23 protein-coding genes are annotated in these 20,732 nt (G+C 69.5%); 8 read left to right on the forward strand and 15 right to left on the reverse strand.

Annotation, left to right across the window (positions count from 1 at the left end; translation table 11 throughout):
• The 9 genes from VFF46_RS10525 to VFF46_RS10565 form a co-directional block, all read right to left on the reverse strand.
• Window positions 1-1,832, reverse strand: a 1,832-nt coding sequence (locus VFF46_RS10525; RefSeq protein WP_325036885.1) for a glycoside hydrolase family 38 C-terminal domain-containing protein, incomplete at its 3' end; no start/stop codon positions are given.
• Window positions 1,829-2,422: a D-sedoheptulose-7-phosphate isomerase gene (locus VFF46_RS10530; RefSeq protein WP_325036886.1), complete on the reverse strand. Its 594-nt coding sequence runs from the start codon at window positions 2,420-2,422 to the stop codon at window positions 1,829-1,831. The genes VFF46_RS10525 and VFF46_RS10530, both read right to left, overlap by 4 nt.
• Window positions 2,419-3,396 (reverse strand): ROK family protein, encoded by a 978-nt coding sequence (locus tag VFF46_RS10535; protein ID WP_325036887.1) that lies wholly within the window; start codon window positions 3,394-3,396, stop codon window positions 2,419-2,421. Before VFF46_RS10535 ends, VFF46_RS10530 begins: the two co-directional genes overlap by 4 nt.
• A gap of 2 nt (window positions 3,397-3,398) precedes the next feature.
• Window positions 3,399-4,229: a carbohydrate ABC transporter permease gene (locus VFF46_RS10540; RefSeq protein WP_325036888.1), complete on the reverse strand. Its 831-nt coding sequence runs from the start codon at window positions 4,227-4,229 to the stop codon at window positions 3,399-3,401.
• A complete protein-coding gene (locus tag VFF46_RS10545) occupies window positions 4,229-5,251 on the reverse strand; it encodes a sugar ABC transporter permease (protein WP_325036889.1) in 1,023 nt (340 codons plus the stop codon). The genes VFF46_RS10540 and VFF46_RS10545 overlap by 1 nt, the downstream gene beginning before the upstream one ends.
• 2 nt (window positions 5,252-5,253) lie before the next feature.
• Window positions 5,254-6,624 (reverse strand): extracellular solute-binding protein, encoded by a 1,371-nt coding sequence (locus tag VFF46_RS10550; RefSeq protein WP_325036890.1) that lies wholly within the window; start codon window positions 6,622-6,624, stop codon window positions 5,254-5,256.
• Window positions 6,625-6,754: 130 nt separating this feature from the next.
• Complete coding sequence (locus VFF46_RS10555; RefSeq protein ID WP_325036891.1) at window positions 6,755-7,816, reverse strand: LacI family DNA-binding transcriptional regulator; 1,062 nt, start codon at window positions 7,814-7,816, stop codon at window positions 6,755-6,757.
• Window positions 7,817-7,846: 30 nt separating this feature from the next.
• Complete coding sequence (locus tag VFF46_RS10560; RefSeq protein ID WP_325036892.1) at window positions 7,847-9,577, reverse strand: MBL fold metallo-hydrolase; 1,731 nt, start codon at window positions 9,575-9,577, stop codon at window positions 7,847-7,849.
• A gap of 49 nt (window positions 9,578-9,626) precedes the next feature.
• Window positions 9,627-10,010 carry an STAS domain-containing protein gene (locus tag VFF46_RS10565; RefSeq protein ID WP_325036893.1) on the reverse strand — a complete coding sequence of 128 codons (384 nt, stop codon included), beginning with the start codon at window positions 10,008-10,010 and terminating at the stop codon, window positions 9,627-9,629.
• 168 nt (window positions 10,011-10,178) lie between these two features.
• On the opposite strand from VFF46_RS10565, the gene VFF46_RS10570 reads away from it, so the two are divergent.
• Window positions 10,179-10,922: an SDR family oxidoreductase gene (locus VFF46_RS10570; RefSeq protein ID WP_325036894.1), complete on the forward strand. Its 744-nt coding sequence runs from the start codon at window positions 10,179-10,181 to the stop codon at window positions 10,920-10,922.
• An 11-nt stretch (window positions 10,923-10,933) separates the two neighbouring features.
• Window positions 10,934-11,668: a DNA alkylation repair protein gene (locus VFF46_RS10575; RefSeq protein WP_325036907.1), complete on the forward strand. Its 735-nt coding sequence runs from the start codon at window positions 10,934-10,936 to the stop codon at window positions 11,666-11,668.
• Between the two features lie 9 nt (window positions 11,669-11,677).
• On the opposite strand, the gene VFF46_RS10580 is transcribed toward VFF46_RS10575, so the two are convergent.
• Complete coding sequence (locus VFF46_RS10580) at window positions 11,678-13,156, reverse strand: MFS transporter (protein ID WP_325036895.1); 1,479 nt, start codon at window positions 13,154-13,156, stop codon at window positions 11,678-11,680.
• Between the two features lie 5 nt (window positions 13,157-13,161).
• Window positions 13,162-13,872, reverse strand: coding sequence for a hypothetical protein (locus VFF46_RS10585; RefSeq protein ID WP_325036896.1), 711 nt, complete (start codon window positions 13,870-13,872; stop codon window positions 13,162-13,164).
• A 221-nt stretch (window positions 13,873-14,093) separates the two neighbouring features.
• Between VFF46_RS10585 and VFF46_RS10590 the strand changes: the two genes are divergently transcribed.
• The 3 genes from VFF46_RS10590 to VFF46_RS10600 all read left to right on the forward strand — a co-directional run bounded on the left by VFF46_RS10590 (window position 14,094) and on the right by VFF46_RS10600 (window position 16,188).
• Window positions 14,094-14,909 (forward strand): DUF4397 domain-containing protein, encoded by an 816-nt coding sequence (locus VFF46_RS10590; protein ID WP_325036897.1) that lies wholly within the window; start codon window positions 14,094-14,096, stop codon window positions 14,907-14,909.
• A gap of 89 nt (window positions 14,910-14,998) precedes the next feature.
• Window positions 14,999-15,559 (forward strand): class F sortase, encoded by a 561-nt coding sequence (locus VFF46_RS10595; RefSeq protein WP_325036898.1) that lies wholly within the window; start codon window positions 14,999-15,001, stop codon window positions 15,557-15,559.
• An 11-nt stretch (window positions 15,560-15,570) separates the two neighbouring features.
• The gene (locus VFF46_RS10600) at window positions 15,571-16,188 is read left to right on the forward strand and encodes an L-threonylcarbamoyladenylate synthase (RefSeq protein WP_325036899.1); all 618 of its coding nucleotides are present in this window, start codon (window positions 15,571-15,573) and stop codon (window positions 16,186-16,188) included.
• A gap of 5 nt (window positions 16,189-16,193) precedes the next feature.
• On the opposite strand, the gene VFF46_RS10605 is transcribed toward VFF46_RS10600, so the two are convergent.
• Entirely contained in the window at window positions 16,194-16,841 is a 648-nt protein-coding gene (locus VFF46_RS10605) for a nitroreductase family protein (protein WP_325036900.1), read from the reverse strand.
• Window positions 16,842-16,897: 56 nt separating this feature from the next.
• Here VFF46_RS10605 and VFF46_RS10610 point away from each other — a divergent pair, with 56 nt between their 5' ends.
• On the forward strand, window positions 16,898-17,545 hold the full coding sequence (locus VFF46_RS10610; protein WP_325036901.1) for a nitroreductase family protein: 648 nt from the start codon (window positions 16,898-16,900) through the stop codon (window positions 17,543-17,545).
• Between the two features lie 98 nt (window positions 17,546-17,643).
• Here the strand turns inward: VFF46_RS10610 and VFF46_RS10615 are convergent, their stop codons facing one another.
• A complete protein-coding gene (locus VFF46_RS10615) occupies window positions 17,644-18,135 on the reverse strand; it encodes a DNA polymerase ligase N-terminal domain-containing protein (RefSeq protein WP_325036902.1) in 492 nt (163 codons plus the stop codon).
• A gap of 127 nt (window positions 18,136-18,262) precedes the next feature.
• Between VFF46_RS10615 and VFF46_RS10620 the strand changes: the two genes are divergently transcribed.
• Entirely contained in the window at window positions 18,263-18,439 is a 177-nt protein-coding gene (locus VFF46_RS10620) for a hypothetical protein (RefSeq protein ID WP_325036903.1), read from the forward strand.
• A 22-nt stretch (window positions 18,440-18,461) separates the two neighbouring features.
• Here VFF46_RS10620 and VFF46_RS10625 read toward each other — a convergent pair whose 3' ends face one another.
• The gene (locus VFF46_RS10625) at window positions 18,462-19,523 is read right to left on the reverse strand and encodes a serine hydrolase domain-containing protein (protein WP_325036904.1); all 1,062 of its coding nucleotides are present in this window, start codon (window positions 19,521-19,523) and stop codon (window positions 18,462-18,464) included.
• A 30-nt stretch (window positions 19,524-19,553) separates the two neighbouring features.
• Complete coding sequence (locus VFF46_RS10630; RefSeq protein WP_325036905.1) at window positions 19,554-20,438, reverse strand: TIGR03564 family F420-dependent LLM class oxidoreductase; 885 nt, start codon at window positions 20,436-20,438, stop codon at window positions 19,554-19,556.
• Between the two features lie 88 nt (window positions 20,439-20,526).
• Here VFF46_RS10630 and VFF46_RS10635 point away from each other — a divergent pair.
• A partial coding sequence (locus VFF46_RS10635) for a LysR family transcriptional regulator (protein WP_325036906.1) occupies window positions 20,527-20,732 on the forward strand: 206 nt, incomplete at its 3' end.

A 20,732-nucleotide genomic window follows, 5' to 3' on the forward strand; every position in this document is an offset into this window, starting at 1 on the left:
CGGTTCTGCTCCCGCACCAGTTGCCCGTACGGGATCTCGTGAGTCGCCTGCGGCTCCCGCACCGCGAACGGGAAGCACAGCTTCAGCGCCTTCAACCGCTCGCGCCAGTCCACCGTGACGCGTACTTCGACCGCGTCGGACTCCGCGTCCAGGACGAACTCCTCGACCAGCCGCGACTCGCCGTACGCCGATTCCACCCGGATCAGCTGCCGCACCGGGCCGTCCGCGAGCCGCCGCACGCGCCGTACCGTGAACGCGTCCACGGTCTTCCACAGCGACCGTACGCCGTGACTCCAGGTGTCGGTGTCGTCGTCGATCACCTGCGCGTGCGGGACACCGGAGGCCAGCAGGTTGCGCCCGCCCGCGGTCGACAGCGACCGGAGCCAGCCGGTCGCCGGGTCGAGCTCCGCGTGCACCACGCCGTTGTCCAGGACCAGTCGCTCGTCGGCAGGCCCGCCGAGGTGGTACGACGACGCGTCGCCCGGCCGCATCGTGAACAACTGGTACCCCAGCGGTGGCACGGTGGCGATGAAAGCGACCCGGCGCCGCCCGTTCGCGGTCGCCGCCGATCGGATTTCCTGGACGTCGAGCACCGGGCCGTCGAGGCCCTCCCGGAGCTCGATCGCACCCCGCAGCGGTGCCGGGTATCCGAGCTCGAGCTCCACCGTGGTGGTGACCGGCCAGGCGTGCGGGTTGAAGACCGCGACCGGCACCATCGCAGTCTCCGCGGGGATGTCGATCTGCAGCGCGATCGACTGGATCGAGCGGTTCGCCAGCCGGGCGGCGATCGCCTTGGCCGCACCGAGCTGATCGCGGGCGTCGTCGTACGCCGGCTCGATCGCGGTGCCGGCGGCGATGTCGTGGAACTGGTTGAACAGCACCTGCTTCCAGGCGTGCGCGAGGTCAGCGGTCGCGTCGGGCATGCCGCTGACGGTCGCCGCGATCGTGGACCACTTCTCCGCCGCGAGCAGCGCCTGCTCGGCCAGCCGGTTCTGCCGCTTGATCCCGGAGTGCGCGGCGTAGCAGCCGATCGCGTGCGGCTGCAGCTCGGTGGGGTGGACCGGGATCCCGTCGAAGGCCCGGGCCTCGTCGAAGAACCGGCGCATCGAGGACGGGAACATCGCCGGATACAGGTCGCGCTCGGCGAGCTGCTTGATCGACTCGATGTTCTCGATCGTCGGACCGCCTCCGTGGTTGCCGACGCCGTAGCAGACCATCAGCGGTTCGGTTGTCACCGGCAACTGTTGCAGGGCCTTGGTCACGTGGCCGGAGATCTCGCCGCCGGGCGAGCAGTACTCGTGCGGGATCCGGTACGCGAGCACCCGGGAGCCGTCGGCCGACTCCCACCAGAACTTCTGGCCGGGCAGCTCCCGCTCGTGCGCCTGCGGCCGGAGGAAGGCATACGAATCCAGCCGTGCCTTGCTCAGCAGTTGCGGCAGCGTGGCGTTGTGCCCGAACGGGTCGACGTTGCACCCGACGGTCGCGATCACGCCCAGGTGCTCGGCGAGCCAGTGCTGCGAGTAGAGCGCGTGCCGGACGAACGCCTCCCCGCCCGGGATGTTGCAGTCCGGCTCCACCCACCAGCCGCCGACGATCTCGAAGCGTCCTTCGGCGACCCGCTTGCGGATCCGCTCGAACAGACCGGGGTCGTGCTCGGCGATCCAGCTGAAGTACGCGACCGAGTCCGCGGTGAAGACGTAGTCGGGGTACTCCTCCATCCGGTCCAGCGCCGATCGGAACGTCGCTCGCACCTCCTGATAACCCTCCTGCCACTGCCAGAGCCAGACGGCGTCGATGTGTGCGTTGCCGATCATGTGCAGCGGGCCTCTCATGGCTGCTCCTCGAGTTCGGACGCCCAGCGGTCGACGAGTTCGCTGACCAGATGAAGGGCGAGGACGTGCATCTCCTGGATCCGGGCGGTCTCCTCCGCCGGTACGACGACCGCGAGGTCGGCAGCGGCCGCGAGCTCCTGGCCGCGGACCGAGGTGAACGCGACCGAGCAGGCTCCGTTGGCCCGGGCCGCCGCGAGGCCCTTGACCACGGTCGGCGACGTCCCGGACGTGCTGAATCCGACGACCATGTCCGACGGGCCGGCCAGCGCGCTCACCTGCCGGGCGAACACGTCGTCGTAGGCGTAGTCGTTCGCGATGCAGCTGATCACCGCGGCGTCGCCGATCAACGCGACCGCCGGCAGCGGCCGCCGCTCCCGCAGGTACCGGCCGATCAACTCGCCTGCGAGATGCTGCGCATCGGCCGCGGAGCCGCCGTTGCCGAACGTGTACAGCACGCCGCCGGCCGCGAGCCGGCGGATGAGCTCGTCGGCAACGGCCTGGACCTGAGGGAGCTGCGCCCGCATCGCGGCCGCCACCTCCGAGTGCCGATCCAGCTGGCCGTCGAGCAGTCCCTGGAGCTGAGTGGTCATGACTCTTCCCGTCGCTCGTAGGCGATCGCTGCGGCACCGAGCACGCCGACCGCATCACCGTGCCTGCTGAGTACGACGTCACACGCCCGCGCGGCGGGGGGCATCGCCTGCCGCAACGCCGCCTCGCGCACCGGCTCGAGCAGTTGGGCGCCGGACCGGGTGACGCCGCCGCCGAGCACCACCAGGTCGGGCTCGCTGACGTTGATCAGTACGGCGACCATCCGGCCGAGCATCGCTGTCGTCTCGTCCCAGACCGCGCGCGCGACCGGATCGCCCGCGCGCGCGTGGTCGGCGACGTCCTTCGCGGTGACGACCAGGCCCGAGAGCGTCGAGTCCGCCGCGGCAGCTGCCTCGGTGGCGCGGCGCGCGATCGACGTACCGGAGACGTAGGCCTCCGCGCAGCCGCGGGCACCGCAGCCGCATCGGCGACCCTGCCAGTCGATCACCACGTGCCCCAGCTCACCGCCCTGCCGCGCGGCGCCGCGGAACAGCTTGCCGTCAGCAACGATGCCTCCTCCGAAGCCGGTCGACACCGTCAGGTAGACGAGGTTCTGGACGTCCCAGCCACCCCAGCGGTACTCGCCGAGGGCCGCGGCGGTGGCGTCGTTCTCCACGTACGTCGGGAGACCGAACCGCTCGGCGACCAGCTGACCGAGCGGCACCGAGTCCCAGCCAGGCAGCCCCGGTGGCCCGAGGATGATGCCGGTCTCCGGATCGAGTGGGCCGCCGCAGCCGACCCCAATGGCGGCGAACGGTCTGCCGTTGGAAACGGGAGGCCTGTCCAGCGGCAGTCCGGCCTCGGCCGCCGCCTGCTCGCCGAGATCGAGCAGCCGCTTGACGACCGCGGCCGGCCCCTCGGCGACCGCGGTCTCGGTGCGGCAGAACGACTGCACGGTCCCGTCGCGGGTGACGACGCCGGCGGCCAGTTTGGTGCCGCCGACGTCGAGGGCGAGGACAGGCTGCTGAGAGGTCACGCTCAGCCCTTCTGCGCGGTCGTGGCCACGCCGTCGAGGATGTAGCGCTGGCCGAAGGCGAACAGGACGATCATCGGCAGTACGGCGAGGACACTCGCGGCCACCGCGATCTCCCACTCGTAGTGCCCGGACAGGGCGAACGCGTCGATGATCTGCTTCAGGCCGCGCGGCATCGTGAAGTAGTCCGGTGTCTGCAGATAGATCAGCGGTTTCATCAGGTCGGACCAGCTCGCCTTGAACTCGAAGACGAACACGATTACCAGGGCCGGCTTGCAGAGCGGGAACGCGATCCGCCGGAACAGGCCGAAGTACCCGCAACCGTCGACGCGGGCCGCCTCGAACAGCTCCCGCGGGATGCCCAGGAAGAACTGCCGGAGCAGGAAGACGTAGAACGCGGAACCGAACAGGTTCTGCGCCCAGAGCGGGATCTGGGTGTCGACCATGCCCAGCTTGTTCCAGATCAGGTAGACCGGGATCATCGTCACCGCGCCGGGCAGCATCATCGTCGACAGCAGGACGCCGAACAGGATGTTGCGCCCCCGGAACCGGAAGTACGCGAACCCGAACGCGACCAGGGCGCTGGACAGCGTGACGGTCGCGGCGGCCATGAATCCGACGGTCAGCGAGTTCGTCAGCCAGCGCAGCGCCGGCCCGGCGTCCCAGACCTTGACGTAGTTCGACGGCTGGAAGATCTCCGGGATCAGCCGGTTGTCGAAGACCTGCGAGCGCGGCTTCAGCGAGGCGGACACCAGCCACACCAGCGGATAGACGAACGCGAGTGTCGCGAGCGTGAGGAGCACGTAGAACGGCAGCCGCCGCCACGGAATCGTCATCAGCGCTCCCCGTGGTAGTACACGTAGCGGTTGCCGATCCGGACCTGGACGAACGTGATCAGCATGATGATCACGAACAGCAGCCAGGCCATCGCCGAGGCGAAGCCCATCTTGAAGAACTGGAACGCGTTCTGGAACAGGTAGACCATGTAGACCAGCGACTCGTCCGAGGCGGTCGCCTTCTGCTGCGGCCCGTAGAACATCGTGTAGGCCTGGTCGAACATCTGCATCGCGGCGATCGTGTGGGTGATGACCGTGAAGAACAGCGCTCCGGAGATCATCGGCACCGTGATCCGGAAGAACCGCGTGACCGGACCGGCGCCGTCCAGCTCGGCCGCCTCGTACAGCTGCTTCGGAACGCCGTTCAACGCGGCCAGGTAGATGATCACGGTGCCGCCGACGGTCCACAGGCTGACGATCGCGAGCGAGGGCTTCAGCCAGTTCGGATCGGCGGTCCAGTTCGGCCCGTTGATGCCGAACCAGCCAAGCACCTTGTTGATCAGGCCTTGCTGTCCGTTCAGCAGCAGGAGGAACATCGCCGCGGCCGCGACCGCGGGCGTCATCTCGGGCAGGTAGAAGGCGGTCCGGAAGAAGCCGCCGGCCTTGCCCACGCGTTGCAGCATCATCGCCAAGGCCAGCGCGAAGATCGTGCCGAGCGGCACGAACATGGCGGCGTACACGAAGGTGTTGCTGAGTGACTTGAGAACGCGGGGATCGTTGAACAGCTCGCGGTAGTTGTCCAGGCCGACGGCGTGCGGCGGCTGGATCATCTGATAGTCGGTGAAGGACAGCACCAGGCTGGCGATCATCGGGCCTGCGGTGAAGACCAGGAACCCGATCACCCATGGCGAGATGAACAGCCACCCGGCCCGGTCCTCCCGCTTCGCCAGCGGACTCCGCTTCGGCCGACTGGACCGGCCCGCGCCGCCGGTCTCAGACCGGCCGGCGGGCTGCGGACCGGGCACCCGGGCCGCCTTGCCCGTGGCCACCCGCGCCGATCCTGAGGTGTTGGTGGACGCCATGGTCAGCCCTGGCTGACCTTGTCGAACGCGGCCTTCGCATCGGACTGTGCCTGGTCGAGGGCGGCCTGTGGGGTGGCGGATCCGGCCAGGGCCTTGGCGACGGCGCTCTGCCAGGCGGCGTCGATCTCCGCGCCGGCCGGTGACGGGTTCAGCGGCTTCGCCGTCTCCAGGACGTCGTAGTAGTTCTTGATCGCCGCGTCGAATCCCGCGTCCCCGGTGAGCTTCAGGTACTGCGCCTTGATCTGGTCGTCGGCCACCTTGTTCCCGGTGAAGAGGCCGGTGAAGAAGGTCTTGTCCTTCGCCACCGTCTGCATGCGCGCCTCGGCGGCCTTGTGCCAGGTCTCCACCGAGGTCATCGTCTTCGCCCACTGGCATGCGGCCTCCGGCTTCTTCGCGCCCTTCGGGACCACCCAGGCGGAGCCGCCCAGCATGCTGATCGGCTTGCCCTGCCGGTCGGTGAACGGTGTCGACTGCAGCTGCAGCCCGTTGGCCCGGGAGTCCAGCAGGACGTTCAGGTACCAGTTCTCGATCGGGAACGCGGCCAGCTGGTCCTTGGTGAACTGGTTCTTCGCGCCGAAGAGGTCGAAGGTGTCCCGGAAGGTCTTGAAGTTCGACCAGCCGCCCTGGTCGTCGATCAGCTTGATCGTGTACTGCAGGGCCTCGACCGCCTTGGGATCGTTCAGGTTCGGGGCGCCGCCGGGTCTGACCAGCTCGGCGCCGTTCGCCATCGCCCAGAGCGGGAAGAACTCCGGCATCTTGGGGTCGAAGCCGATCCGCGCGGGCCTGCCGTTCTTCGCCTTGTAGAGCTTCTTGACGGTCTGCTCGAGCTTGTCCCAGTCGGTGGTCTGGATGTCGCCGACCGCGACGCCGGCGGACTTCAGCGCCGGGACGCTGATCAGGTTGGTCGAGACGCCGTAGAACTCGGGGATGCCGTAGGTCTTGTCCTTCAGCTTCACCTCGTTCATCGCGGCTTCGCGATACTGTGTGGTATCGATTCCACTGTTCTTGATGCAGTCGTCCAGCGGTTGGATCGCGCCCTTCGCGGCGTACGTGCCGACCAGCTTGCGGTCCATGTAGACGACGTCCGGCGGATTGCCGCTGGAGATCGCGGTGAGGAACTGCTGGGCGTCGAAGTCACCCTTGTTGTTCTTCACCGTGACCCCCGGGAAGGCCGTCTTGAAGGCGGTGATCCGGGACTGGGCGACCTCGTCCTCACCGCTGAAACCCATGATGTTCAGGGATCCGGTGGGAGTCGCGCCGGCCGAGGCCTGGTCGCTGCTCCCGGCGCCGGTGTCCTTCTTCCCGACGCCGGCGCAGGCGGTGAGAGCCAGCGCTCCGGCCGCGAGCACCACGGGAACGCGCAGGTGCTTCATGGGGTTGCTCCTAACGTCGACAGGGGACCGGCGGCGGAATGTGGCATCGATGCCACATTTCCGGATGGCAGGAACCGTAGAGGTGCTGCCGACGCGTCGTCAAGACGTCGGCGGCCGGCCTGTGGACAAGTCAGCGCGGCGCGGGACCGGTGGAACCGCGCACGATCAGCCGGGCGGGAACCTTGACCAGCCGGCGCCGCGACGGCAGCTCGCCGCGGATCCGGGCGATCAGCAGGCGGGCGCAACTGCGGCCCATCTCGACCGTGCCCTGGTCCACCGTGGTGAGCGCCGGCTGGACCAGCGACATCCACGGCACGTCGTCGTACGCCGCCAGGCTGAGCTGCCGCGGGATCTTCAGCCGCCGGTCCTGGACCTCGGCGAGGGCACCCTGCGCGAGCACGTTGTTCGCCGAGATGATCGCGGTCACCTCGTGGCCGCTCAGCAGCTTGCGGGTCGTCCGCCGGGCGGCCTCGGCGTCGAAACTCGTGAACGCGATCAGGTTCTCGTCCACGACCAGGTCGTTGTCCGCGTGCGCGGCCCGGAACCCGGCGAGCCGGCCGGCCCCGGTCGACCACTTCGTCTCGTCGATGAGCAGCCCGATCCGGGTATGGCCGAGCGCGATCAGGTGCTCGGTCAGCTCGCAGGCACCGGACTTGTTGTCGCTCAGAACGAGATCGCTGCCGGACCGGCCCAGCTCGCGGTCGGCACAGACCACGTGGACGCCGTTGTTCTGCAGCACCTGGGGGCACTTCGCGGTCACCGGGGTGACGATCACACCGGGAACCCGCATCGCCAGCAGCGTCTCCACGGCCTGCATCTCCTCCGCGGGATCACCGTTGTCGTTGACGAGCACCATCTGGTACTCCGCCGCCCGCAACTCCTCCTCGATGCCGGCGGCAAGGTCCGCGTAGAACGGGTTGCGCAGGTCCGAGATGAGGACCCCGATGGACGTGGACGTGCGGCTGCGCAGGTTGCGGGCGTTGTGGTCGGTCACGTACCCGATCCGCTCGGCGGCCGCCCGTACCCGGGCCCGTACGGCGGGAGAGGCGTACCCGCGCGTGTGCAACGCCCGTGACACCGTCGACGGCGAGACCCCGGCCTCACGCGCCACGTCCTGCACCGTTGGGCGACGTACCGGCGGCTGCGTCGGCTGTGACACAGCACGCGCCGCCTGCTGCCCCCGGGGACTCATAAACGCAGTCTAGATGTTCAGTCGCCCATCTCAGGAAAGGCGTACGTCGACGAACGCCTCGGCCAGCTGACCCAGATAGACCCCGTCCCGGGTGATCGCGGCCGCGATCGGCACCTGCCGGAGCGGCTCGGTCACCAGCGGCACCACCACGAACTCGCCGGCGCCGACCCGCCGGCACTCCCACCCAGCAGGCACGACCAGCTCAGCCGGCACGCTCACTCGTACAGTGAACGGCTGCCCGTTGACCGCGTTCACCCGGTACGGCGAGATCCGCACGGCGCCCCCGAACACCGGGTCCGTGGCCGGCAGCAACGCCCGATGAACCCGGGCCACCTCGGCACCGAGCCGCGTCAGCTCGTCGAGGTACTCCGGGCCGACCGTACGCGGGTCCCAGTGCCCCGAGATCATCAGCTCGGGCTGCGACCGCTGGTAGAGCGCAGCCGACGCCACGTAGTCCTCGGCGGCGAAGCCGTTGGCGTACTGGAAGTTCGGGATCTCCGGAGTACCGTCCGGCTGCCAGCTCCCGGTCTGCTGGTCGCCCGTGGCCAGCACGCGCCGCCCGTCGGCTTCGAACCCGATCGCCGACGCGTAGAGCGTGTGCCCGGGCAGGTCATGGATCGACAGCTCGTACTCGCGCCACCGGATCACGGCGCCGTTCGCGACGTGCTGTGCGCACGGGATCGGCTCGTACCACAGACACGGCAGGTCGTAGTCCGTCGGGTTCTCCAGAACGTCCGCCACCGGAGCGGCCGCCCAGACCTCCGTCTTGTGGACGTCGCGCATCAGGTTGAAGGCGGCGACGTGGTCGTCGTGGTAGTGCGTCGGGATCGCCACCTCGACACGTTCGATGCCGTAGTCCCGGTGCAGGGCGCGCAGGCTCGGCAGCCAGGGGCGTACTACGTGCCGTGGTCCGCCGGTCGGGATCCCGGTGGTCAGGTCGTAGCCGTAATCGATCAACAACGCCGTACCGGAGTCACTCAGCAGGACGTAGCTCCGGGACTCGCTGGTGCGGTTCATCAGCAGGTGTGGGCTCAGCTCGACGTACGGGTCCTCGAGCTTGTCGAGCAGGCCGCTCGGCGCCCCGAGCCGCACCTGGACGAGATCCTGCAGTGCTCTGCAGGTGGCCTGTACGGCGGTCGCCGGATCGTCCATCCGTACGCCGTGGCTGGGCAGCAGGGCCCGTGGCTGGTGGTCGAGCAGTTGGACGAGGGACGCCATGGTCATCGCGGCACCCTCGAGGCCGACGTACGACCACTGGAGCGCCGCGCCCGACCACACCTTTCCCGGGCTGTGGACGAGGTCACCGGTGAAGGCAAGATCGTCGATCAGATAGCTGACGCTGCCCGGCGTGTGACCCGGGGTCGGCACGGTCCGTACGGTCAGGTGGCCGATCTCGGACGTGCTGTAGTCCTTCATGACGCCGGCCACCGGCACCGCCTCGAGCAGCGAAAACCGGTCCGTGTGCAGATCGTAGTTGTTGACCAGGTTCCGTCGCTGCCAGTGATGGCCGACCCCGGCGATCAGCTCGGCCTCGTTCTCCGGCACCCAGATCCGGGCACCCGCGGCCGCCAGCAACGGCAGTCCTTCGACCTGGTCACGATGGTGATGCGTGACCAGTACGTCGGTGACCCGGTCCACGCCGTACGACGAGAGCCGGTCGAGCCAGCGCCCGCTGCCGGCGTCGATCGCGACGGCCGAGCGTGTCGCCGGATCGATGAGCAGGTACACCAGGCAGGTGTCCTCGAGGGTGTGCACGATCACGGCAGCACCCTAAGCGCAGGCGTGGAATCGATTCCACCGCCGCCGCGGGTCACCCGGCGGCGAGCGCCTCCTCGGCTGTGCCGTAGATCCGGAACTGGCCGCCGAGGCCGGTCACGGTGAGCGGGCGGTCGACCGGGCGTCCGACGCCGACCAGCGCCAGCGTGATGTCGTGCTCCCCGGCGAGGTTGCGGGCCTCGACCAGGTTGCCGAGGCCGGCGGAGCTGCAGAAGGTGACCGCGGACAGGTCGATCAGGACCAGCCGGGCCGGCGGCGCGACCGCGGCCCGGATCGCCTCGGCGGCGAACTCGGTGCTTGCGATGTCGATCTCACCGGACATCCGGACCAGCAGTACGCCAGGTTCCAGCTCCTCGGTCACGGCGTCGAACACGGTCCTGATCATCTCGCCGTCCTGCGGCTCTGGCTGGCTTGTCACGCCGGTATCTCCCCCGGGTAGCGCCATGAACGCCGGTCGGTCCTGGCGGGATGGAACTGCCCTGTTCTCACCGTATGCCCCAACGCGCGGGCGTCACAACGGGTCTCACGACGATGGAACCCGGAGCGTGACCCGCGCAGGACCCGAGGTGGTGGTAGACAAAGCATCATGGGCGTCCTCGACGGTAAGGCAGCGCTGGTCACCGGCGGTTCCCGGGGTATCGGTGCGGCGATCGTACGGCGGCTTGCCGCGGACGGCGCCGTGGTGACGTTCACGTACGCGAGCAGCGGATCCGCCGCGGATCAGGTGGTCGCCGACGTGAAGGCAGTCGGGGGCCGGGCGGTCGCCGTACGGGCGGACCAGGCCGACCTGTCCGCGATCGACGGGGTGTTCGAGCGCGCCGCCGAACCGACCGGCGTACTCGACATCTTCGTCTGCAACGCCGCGCGGTCGATGGTGAAACCGATCGCGGACGTCACGGTCGACGACTACGACCAGCTCTTCGCGACGAACGTGAAAGGCCCGTACTTCGCGATCCAGCGCGCGGGCCAGGTGCTGGCCGACGGCGGCCGGATCGTCGCGCTGTCGACGCTGAACACGGTGATGCCGGGCCCGGGAATCTCGCTGTACGCCGCGAGCAAGGCCGCCGTCGAGCAGTTCGTGAAGATCGCGGCCCGGGAGTACGGCCCGCGCGCGATCACCGTCAACAGCGTGTCGCCGGGCGCGACCGACACCGACATGTTCCACGACCACAACCCGCCCGAGGCCGAGCAGTTGCTGGTCGGGATCACCGCGCTCGGGCGGATGGGCGAGCCGGCCGAGGTCGCCGACGTGGTGGGGTTCCTGGCCGGCCCGGACTCCCGCTGGATCACCGGGCAGAACCTGCGTGCGACCGGAGGGATGCTGGTCTGAGTACGAAGCAACTGCTCGCCGAAGTCGACGCGGCCGCCGACCCGGCGGCAGCGGTGCTACTGGCGCGCTACTTCAAGCTGGGACCGGGCGAGTACGGTCACGGCGATCGGATGATCGGCGTCAAACTCACCACGATCCGCGGCATCCTCAAGCCGTACCTACGCGCCGGCCTGCCGCTGGCCGACCTCGAGCAAGCGCTCACGAGTCCGATCCACGAGCACCGCCTGACGATCCTGTGCCTGCTGGCGGATCGGGCGACACAAGCGCTCAAGCCCCGTACGGCGAACCCGGCCGAACTGCGGGCGCTGTACGAGATCTACCTGCGCAGTACGGCGTACATCAACAACTGGGACCTGGTCGACTGCAGCGCCCCGCAGGTCGTCGGTGGCTACCTGCTCGACAAGCCCCGCGACCCGCTGTACGTGTTGGTCCGCTCGAAGTCCCTGTGGGAACGGCGGATCGCGCTGGTCGCCACGCAGTACCTGATCAACCAGGGCCAGACCGCCGACACCTACAAGCTGTCCGCCGAGGTGCTCGGCGACCGGGAGGACCTGATCCACAAGGCGTCCGGCTGGATGCTCCGCGAGGCCGGCAAGCGTGTGGACGAGGCCGAGCTGCGCGCGTTCCTCGACCGGTACGCCGGCCGGATGCCGCGCACCATGCTCCGGTACGCGATCGAACGCCTCGACCCGGACAGCCGCAAGCACTATCTCGCCGTACCGCGGGTTGCCGCGGGCAACCGATAAGTCGACAAATCAGTTCTTGCTGTCGGCGTACGGCGGGGCCTCGAGGGCGCAGTGCGGGTGGTGGTGCACCAGGCCTGGGCGTGCGCGTTCGCCGAGGGTGAGCCAGGCGATCGCGCCGCCGGCCGCGGCCAGCACCGCGGAGATCACCAGCGCGTTGCCGAAGCCGTTGTGAAAGGCAACCGGGTTGCGGTACGCGTCCCCGGTGATGCCTGCCGCCATCGGGATCGCCGCGACCGCCATCAACTGCGCCGACCGGGCGACCGCATTGTTCACGCCAGAGGCGATCCCCGCGTGGTGGTCCTCGACCGACGACAGCACGGTCGCGGTCAGCGGCGCCACCGTCGAGACGAGCCCGAGCCCGAGCAGCACGACGGCCGGCAGTACGGCGGTCACGTAGCTCGAGCCGGAGTCGATCCGCAGCATCAGCAGGAAGCCCCCGGCCATCAGCACCGGCCCGACGGTCATCGGGATCCGGGCGCCGATCCGGTCCGCCAGGCCGCCCGCGTACCCGGACAACGTGAACATCAGCAACGTCATCGGCAGCAGCGACGCCCCGGCCCAGAGCGCCGAGTAGTGCAGGGCGGTCTGCAGGTAGACCACGACGAGGAACGTCGCCGTACCGAGAGCGCCGTACACGACGACCGTGACCAGGTTCGCGCCGGTGAAGCGCCGGTTGGCGAAGATGTTCAGCGGCAGCATCGGGTGCGAGCCGCGCCGCTCGACCTCGACGAAGCCGGCGAACGCGACCACCCCGATCGCCAGACTGGTCAGCACGGCCGGGTCGCCGAAGCCGTGGTCGCCCGCGCTGATCAGGCCGTACGTGAGCCCGGCGAGACCGATCGTGGCGAGGATCGCTCCGTTGAGGTCGAGCTTGCCGGCGGCCTCCTCGTCGCGGCTCTCCGGAACGTGCCGGAGCGTGACCAGGACCGTCGCCAGCGCGATCGGGACGTTGATCAGGAAGATCAGCTGCCAGTACCCGCTGTCGACCAGCGTGCCGCCGACGAACGGCCCGACGGCCGCCGCGACCGAGGTGAGGCCGGACCAGGTGCCGACCGCCTTGCCGCGGTCGGAGTGCTGGAACGAGGTCTGCAGGATCGCCAGGCTGCCCGGTGTCAGCAGTGCGCCGCCGATGCCCTGCAGGACCCGGCCGGCGATCATCACGTCGAGGTTCGGCGCGAGCGCGCAGACCACCGAGGCCACGGCGAACCAGATCACCCCGACGACGAACGTCCGCCGCCGGCCGAGCCGGTCGCCGAGCGACCCGCTGAGCAGCACGAGTGAGGCGAGCATCAGCATGTACCCGTTCACGATCCACTGCAGACCGGCCATGTCGGCGTTCAGGTCCTTGCCCATCGCGGGCAGCGCGACGTTCACGACGGTCCCGTCCAGGAACGCCATCCCCGACCCCAGCGCGGTCGCCGCCAGTACCCACCGACCGCGGGCGGTGCCCAGCGCGATCCGCCCCTCGCCCACCGGTTCAGTTGTCATAGGGCTCAGCGTGGCAGATCGAGCTGGAGTACGACGAGGGCCTTTCCGGCCGGGATGCCGAGCTTGACGGCGAGGTGCGGTGGATCCCCGACGGCGCAGCGTGGTTCGGGGAGCAGTGGGCAGACGGCGTTCAGCAGCCCGCTCGTCACGGTGAGGTCGGTCGGCAGTCCGGCGGCGGTGCTCGCGGTGAGTGGCCGGATCGCCGCACTGGCCCGCCCGGTCCGCGACGGCGTCGCCAGGACGGCCGAGCCGGACAGCCGGTACGTCAACCGGATGCGGGCGGCCGCGATGGTCAACGGGACGTAGTCGGCGCCGGGCAACGTGGTGTTCTCCAGCGGTACCGACTGGTCGTCGGCGAAGACCTGGAGGTTCGTCACCTGCGGGGTGGTCGGCGACATCATGCCGGGCAGTTCCGCGCCGGACGCCGGGAGCTGCAGCGGCAGCATGTCCGTGGCCGTCGGCAGCGTGAGCTTCTCGATGACGTCGAACGACCCGTCCGGCTTCGGTACGACGGTGAGCTCGATGCCCGGCGTGGTCCGCGACGAAGCGGTCGGCGCGGGAGTCACGCGGACCGGCCGGGCGCTGTCCAGTCCCGGACTCGGCGCGGTCGGTACGACGGAATCGGCCGAACAGGCGACGGCCGTGCTGTACCCCAGCAACAGCACGGTCGCCGCCAGTAGCCGGGCCCGCTCGTGCACCCCCGATGTCACCCCCACGCAGCCGGTCCGGGGCCGCCGGGATACAAGACTGCCGCGTCCTCTGGTGGCCGGCTCGAAGTGGTGTTTACGATACCCCTGAATTCCTGGGGGCGGGTAATTCTCGTGCTGTTTTCCGGCGCACGAAGTGGGGGAGAAGAATGCATGAGCGGAGGGTGTCCGGGCAATCCCGGTCGGTGTGCACAAACGTTCCGAGAATTTCTGGTGCGGTAATTCGAAGGGTGCTTTCGTGGTCGCTGGCCGTGCTGGTCGCGGCGATTCCGGCAGTGCTCCCGGCGCCGGCCGGCGCGGCCGGTGGTGCCAACCTGTACTTCGTCCAGGGCCTGCCCGGCCGCACCCTGGACATCAGCGTGGACGGTCGTCAGGTGGCCACCGGAGTGGCCGGCGGGAAGCTGGTCGGGCCGTTCGCGGTGGCCGCCGGGAAGCGGACGATCACCGCGAAACAAGGCAGCAAGCTGGTGCTCCAGCGGCAGGTCACGGCGGCGTCCGGGGCCAGCCTGGACGTCGTCATTCATCAACCGGTGTCCCCGGGCGGCGCGCCGCTGCTCACGACGTACGCGAACAAGTTGACCGGCGTACCGAAGGACAAAGCCGGATTGCGGGTCGCGCACGACGCGGCGGTCGGTCCGGCTGACATCCTGGTGAACGGAAAGGTCCTTTTCCAGAACGTCGCGAACGGGGAATCCCTCGACGTCGTGGTGCCGGCCGGGACGTACCAGGTCGAGATCGTGCCGACCGGTGCCACCTCGCCGGTCGTCCTCGGTCCGCTGGCGCTGCCGGTGCGGGCCGGCTACCTGACCCGGGTCTTCGCGATCGGCGCGCCGAGCCAGAAGACGATGACCGTCGCGCTCGGCACGATCAAGGTTCCGGCCACCGGGTCGGACAAGCCGCGGTTGGTGAACACCGGCACCGGTGGACAGGCGGCAGCGCTCGACCAGGCGCAGAGCGCTGCCGGCCAGTCCGGGCTGTGGATCGTGGTCGCCCTCGCCGCGCTCGCCTTCGCCGTCGGCGTCGGCCGGAAGGCGGTCCGCCACTGAAACGGCGCTTGCTCGGTACGGCGCTGTGCTGTCTCGGCTGTCTCGGCTGTCCGGCCCTGGCCGGCTGTACGGCCGGGGCGGACGGTGCCGTGCCGGATCCGACGATCACCTTCGCGTTCAGCACCACCGGTACGCCGCCGCGGCCGAGCACCGGGTTGCCCGGGCAGATCGGTACGCCCGCGCCGAGTCAACGTGTCCGGTTCGTGCCGCGGCTGGTCGTACTGCCCGGCGGTACGCACGCATCGGTGCTGACGGCAACGACCGTCGACGGGCAGCTCCAGGTTCCGGCCAAGGCGGAGAACGTCGGCTGGTGGGACGGCGGCGCCGAGGCCGGTGACCCGTACGGCTCGGTGGTGCTCGCGGGGCACGTCGACACGAAGACCGAGGGCCTCGGGTACTTCGCCCGGCTGCGCGACGTACGGCCCGGAGAACTCGTCGTACTGCGTGGGTCCGGGCACGCCGCGTCGTACCGCGTGGTGTCGGTCGCGGCCGTCCGGAAGGACGCCCTGGCGGCCACGAGCGGGGCGTTCGACCAAACGGTTGAGCAGCGGCTGGTACTGATCACCTGCACGGGTACGTACGACGCGTCCCGGGGCGGATACCAGGACAACCTGGTGGTGACCGCCGTACCGGTCGGGCCGGCGCAGTAGGCTCGACGGCCATGGCCAGGTATTTCGACATCCATCCCGAGAACCCTCAGCGGCGGTCGATCGGGCAGGTGGTGGACCTGCTGCGCGAGGACGGGCTGATCGCGTACCCGACCGACTCGTGTTACGCGCTCGGCTGCCAGCTGGGCAACCGGGACGGGATCGACCGGATCCGGACCATCCGGCACCTGGACGACCGGCACCACTTCACGCTGGTCTGCGAGAACTTCGCGCAGCTCGGGCAGTTCGTGCACATCAGCAACGCGGTGTTCCGCTCGATCAAGGCGGCCACGCCGGGCAGCTACACGTTCATCCTGCCGGCCACCAAGGAGGTCCCGCGCCGGCTGTTGCACCCGAAGAAGAAGACCGTCGGCGTGCGGATCCCCGACCATGTCATCACCCAGGCACTGGTCGCCGAGCTCGGCGAGCCGCTGGTCTCCAGCACCCTGCTGCTGCCCGGCCACGAGGAGCCGATGACGCAGGGCTGGGAGATCAAGGAAGAGCTCGACAACCAGATCGACGCGGTCATCGAGGGCGAGGCCGGCATCGAACCGACCACCGTCGTCGACTTCTCCGACGACGTCCCCGAGGTGGTCCGCGTCGGCGCCGGAGACCCCACTCCGTTCGAGTAGGCGGCCTACCACCGGTCCCAGTGCAGCACCTGGTCACGTGGGACTCGCTTGGCCGGGCGGAAGTCGGTGCCGATCGTGAACGCCAGCGGGATGAACGCCGCGAGCATCACGTCGTCGTACGGCACCCGGAGCACGCCTGCCAGCTCACGTTCGAGCGGTCCCTGCGCGGTGGTCCACACCGTACCGAGGCCGCGCTCGCGGGCGGCGAGCATGAAACTCCAGACGGCCGGCAGGATCGAGCCCCAGGTCCCTGCCTGCACGGTCGCCGGGGCGCGATCGGTCCGCCCTTCCACGGCCGGGATCACGAACGCCGGCACCCGGTGGATGTTGTCCACGAGGTACCGCAGACTGTCGAACACCCGCTCCGTCGAACGCGCGTGATGACTCATCCGCCGTACGTCGTCCGCACTCAGCGGCTGCCCCGGCGCCTGGGTCACGGCCCGCCGGAAGATGTCCGCGACGGCCCGGCGTTGCGCGTCCTCGGTGACGACCAGGAAGTGCCAGCGCTGCCGGTTCCGCCCGGTCGGCGCCTGGGTGGCGAGGTCGACGCACTCCTCGATCAGCGTGCGTGGCACGGGTCGGCCGAAGTCCAGCCGCTTCCGCACCGCACGGGTGGTGGACAGCAGTTCGTCGGCGGACAGGTTCAAGGTCATCGGGGAGCCGTCCTGTAGTAGATAGTCTGCTTTAGAACTACTGTAGACTGCCTCCCGTGGCTTACACACTCGACCTGAACCCCGACGAGCTGCTCACCACCACCCGGACCGTGCGGAAGCGGCTCGATCTGGAGCGGGCGGTGCCGATGGAGCTGATCCGGGAGTGCATCGAGATCGCGTTGCAGGCGCCGTCCGGGAGTAATCGGCAGACGTGGCACTGGCTGGTGATCACGGATGCCGAGAAGCGGGCGGCGGTCGGTGAGTACTACCGGCGCGCGGTCGAGCAGTATCTGGCGAGTCCGGGCGCGGCCGGGAAGCTGCACGCGGAGGATCCCGAGCGCGGGGCCGTGCAGCGCCGGGTGGGTGACAGCGTGGCCTACCTCGGTGAGCGGATGGGGCAGGTGCCGGTCCTGGTCATCCCGTGCTTGCAGGCCAAGAAGCTTCCCGCGGGAAACCAGTCCGGCCTCTGGGGATCGATCCTGCCGTCGGCGTGGAGCTACATGCTCGCCGCCCGTGCTCGGGCCCTCGGTACGGCGTGGACGACGTTGCACCTCACCTATGAGCAGGAGGTGCAGGAGCTGCTCGGTCTGCCCGAGGACATCCGGCAGACGGTGCTGATCCCGACCGCGTACACGATCGGGACCAGCTTCAAGCCGGCACCGCGTCAGCCGCTGGACGACGTACTGCACATCGACGGCTGGTGACCCGAGTCGTGGGATTGGCTGTGGTTGAGACGGCTGCCGGCCGATGATGTAGTTGCCCGCGGCATCGAGGTCCTCCGGGGCGGGTGGGGGAGCTGGACTCAGGTAGCAGCCATTTCTTCTATTGTCAGACCGCTCAGCACCGAGCGCGGCTCGGCGACGGTCAGGTCGAGGCCCGGGTCGGCGTCCGCGTCCTTCACCTTGACCAGCAGCCAGTCGCCGCCGGTCCGGGTGAAGGCCCAGGCGCCGTTGAGCTTCACCCCGTGCAGTTGCACTTTCAAGTGCCCGCGGTCGATCGCCTCCGCCGGGTCGACGAGCTGCTGCCGGTCGTCGCGGGTCAGGTTGGTGTACACCCCGGCGTCCCAGACGATCACCGCGCCGCTGCCGTACTGCGCGTCCCGGTGCACGCCCTCGTACGACGCGTACTCCAGATCGTGGTCCGAGGTGAACACCGCGAGCCGTTTCACGACCGGATCCAGCGACGGCCCGCGGGGCACCGCCCACGACTTCAGCACCCCGTCCACCTCCAGCCGGACGTCGTAGTGCAGCCGCCGGGCGTCGTGCAATTGCACCACGAAGATGGGCTTGGACATCGGGCTCCTGAGGAATTGGAGTTACCGCTAACGGTCTGTCATCCTGCGGTTGTAGGCTTGCGAGTGGCTGGGAGACCGGCCCCACAAACCCTCCTCCATCATCCGCCCCTGTCCAGAAGCAGGTGCCATGCCCGTAGCCCCCTCACCGGCGCGGCCGATCGCGGTTCAGATCCTGATCGGCGGGCGCTGGATCGCCGGCCAGGAGCTTGGCCGCCGGACCGGGACGGCCGGGACCGACGAGATCCTCGTCAGTCACCACGGCCATCTCGTCTGGGTCGACCACACTTCGGTCCGCGAAAGCTGAAAGCCCTTACCTCAAAGGGTTTTCAGCAAAGAGCTTTCGCAATCAGGTTGCCGATCTCGATCGCCGACGGCGAGCCCGTCGGGTCGAACAGTGTCCTGGTCAGTGCGAACGTGACCCCTGCGCGGGTGTCCGCCCAGGCGACGCTGCCGCCCATCCCGGGCCAGCCGAACGACGCCGGGCTCTCCGCGGCGCTCGACCCCAGCCGCCCGATCGCGTAGCCGAGCGCCATCGTCGCGTCGTTGCCGAGCAGCTCGTCCTTCGCCACCAGGGCGGGCCTGGTGATCACCGGTACGGACTCCGGCCGGACCAGCCGGACGCCGTCGACCTCGCCGATCAGGCCGGCGTACAGCCTGGCGATCCCGCGCGCGGTCAGCACCCCGCTGGACGGGTCCTCGACGGCGAGGTTCTCCGGCTGGTTGACGACGGCCGCCCGCGGGATCATCGCGAGCGGCTGGACCTTGCCGAACAGCTCGGCCAGCATCGCGAAGGTCGGCTCGGCGCCCGCGGGCTCGACCAACGGAACGACCCGGTGCCGTTGATCCGCGGGCAGTCCGAAGAAGACGTCGTCGGCGATGCCTAGCGGGTCGGCGACCTCCCGCAGTACCTCAGTGATCGTCCGGCCGGTTGCGCGCCGGACGATCTCGCCGGTCAGCAGGCCGAACGTCTCCGCGTGGTACGTCAGCTTCGTCCCGGGCTCCCACCACGGCTCGGCGGCCGCGAGGTCCTCCGCCTTGCTGAGCAGCGTCGCGCGGGTGGTGTCCGGCGGCAGCGCGGGCAGCCCGACCGAGTGCGTCAGTACGTGCCGCAGCGTCGCGTGCTGCTTCCCGTGCGCGCCGAACTCGGGCCAGAACTCGGCGATCGGCCGGTCGTAGTCGAGGACGCCGCGATCCACCAGGACGTTCGCGACCGTCGCGGACGCGCCCTTCCCGGTGGACGCGGCGTAGAACAGCGAGTCCGGGGTCACGCCGTCGCCGGCCACCGCGTCCACGACCAGTTCACCGTGCCGGTACACCGCCACCTGGAGCCCGAGCTCCGTTTCCACCAGCTCGTCGATCCGCTGCTGCACCGTGCGCTGAAGGTTCATACACATACGTCGTAGCACGGGCCGTTCGTTTTACACGTAGTCGAGGGCGAACCGGATCGTGCGCTCCACCTCCGCGTCGGTGCCGACCGGGCAGAACAGGAACTCCGTCGTACCGGCATCCCGGTACCGCTGGAGCTCCTTGGCCACGGCCGCCTCGTCGCCGACGACCGCGGTGTCCTCCGGTCCCGCGTTGCCGCCGCGATCGAGGACGGCGCGGTACGCCGGCATCGAACCAGCGGCGCCGTAGTGCTCCCGGATCCAGGCGCGGGTCGCGTCCGGGTCGTCGGTGACCGCGACGCAGGTACCCGCGACGATCTGCCGGCCCTTCGCTGCCCGGTCGAGCGTGGGGCGGATGAAGTCCTCGATCACGTTCGGCGTCGCCCAGCTGGTCGTCGTACCGGCGGTGAGTTCGCCGGCAATCCTGAGCATCCGCGGGCCGAGCGCGGCCAGGATCAGCTCGGGAGCCTCGGTCCCTGGGACGGTGATCCGGCCGCGCGCGGTGATCCGCTCGCCCTCGTAGTCGGTCTGCTCGCCGGTGAGCAGCGGGCCGAGCGCTTCGAGGTACTCGCGCATGTACGCGGCGGGGCGGTCCATCGGCAGCCCGAGCATGCCTTCGACCATGTGCGGGTGGCTCGAGCCGACCCCGAGCGTCAGCCGGTTGCCGATCAGCGCCTGCACGCTGAGCGCCTGCGCCGCGAGCGCGACAGGGTGCCGCGGGTACACCGGCACCACGCCGACGGCGTACTCGATGGTCTTCGTGTACGGCGCGACGCCCGCGATCAGCGTCAGCGCGTCCCAGCCGAGCCGCTGGCTGAACCAGATCCGGTCGATGCCGGCGTCCTCGGCGGCCTTCACGGCGGCGCCGAGCTCCGCCACGGTCCGCCCCTGTTCGTCGATCCACAGTCCGATCCTCATGTCCACCAGTCAACGGGTCCGCGGGCCGCCGACCCAGACGCAGTTACGCTGTGCAGCGATAAGGAATCGTGATCGCCGGAGGGGTCCGATGGAGCTGCGGCAGCTGCGGTACTTCGTCACGGTCGCCGAGGAACTGCACTTCGGCCGGGCCGCCGAGCGGCTGAACATCGTCCAGCCCGCGGTCAGCCAGCAGGTCGCCCGCCTCGAACGCGAACTCGGCCTGCAACTCCTCGACCGCTCCTCCCGGCACGTCCGGCTGACCGGCGACGGCGAACGCATGCTCCGCGAGGCCCG

The organism is Kribbella sp. (assembly GCF_035655035.1).
Lineage (GTDB): Bacteria > Actinomycetota > Actinomycetes > Propionibacteriales > Kribbellaceae > Kribbella.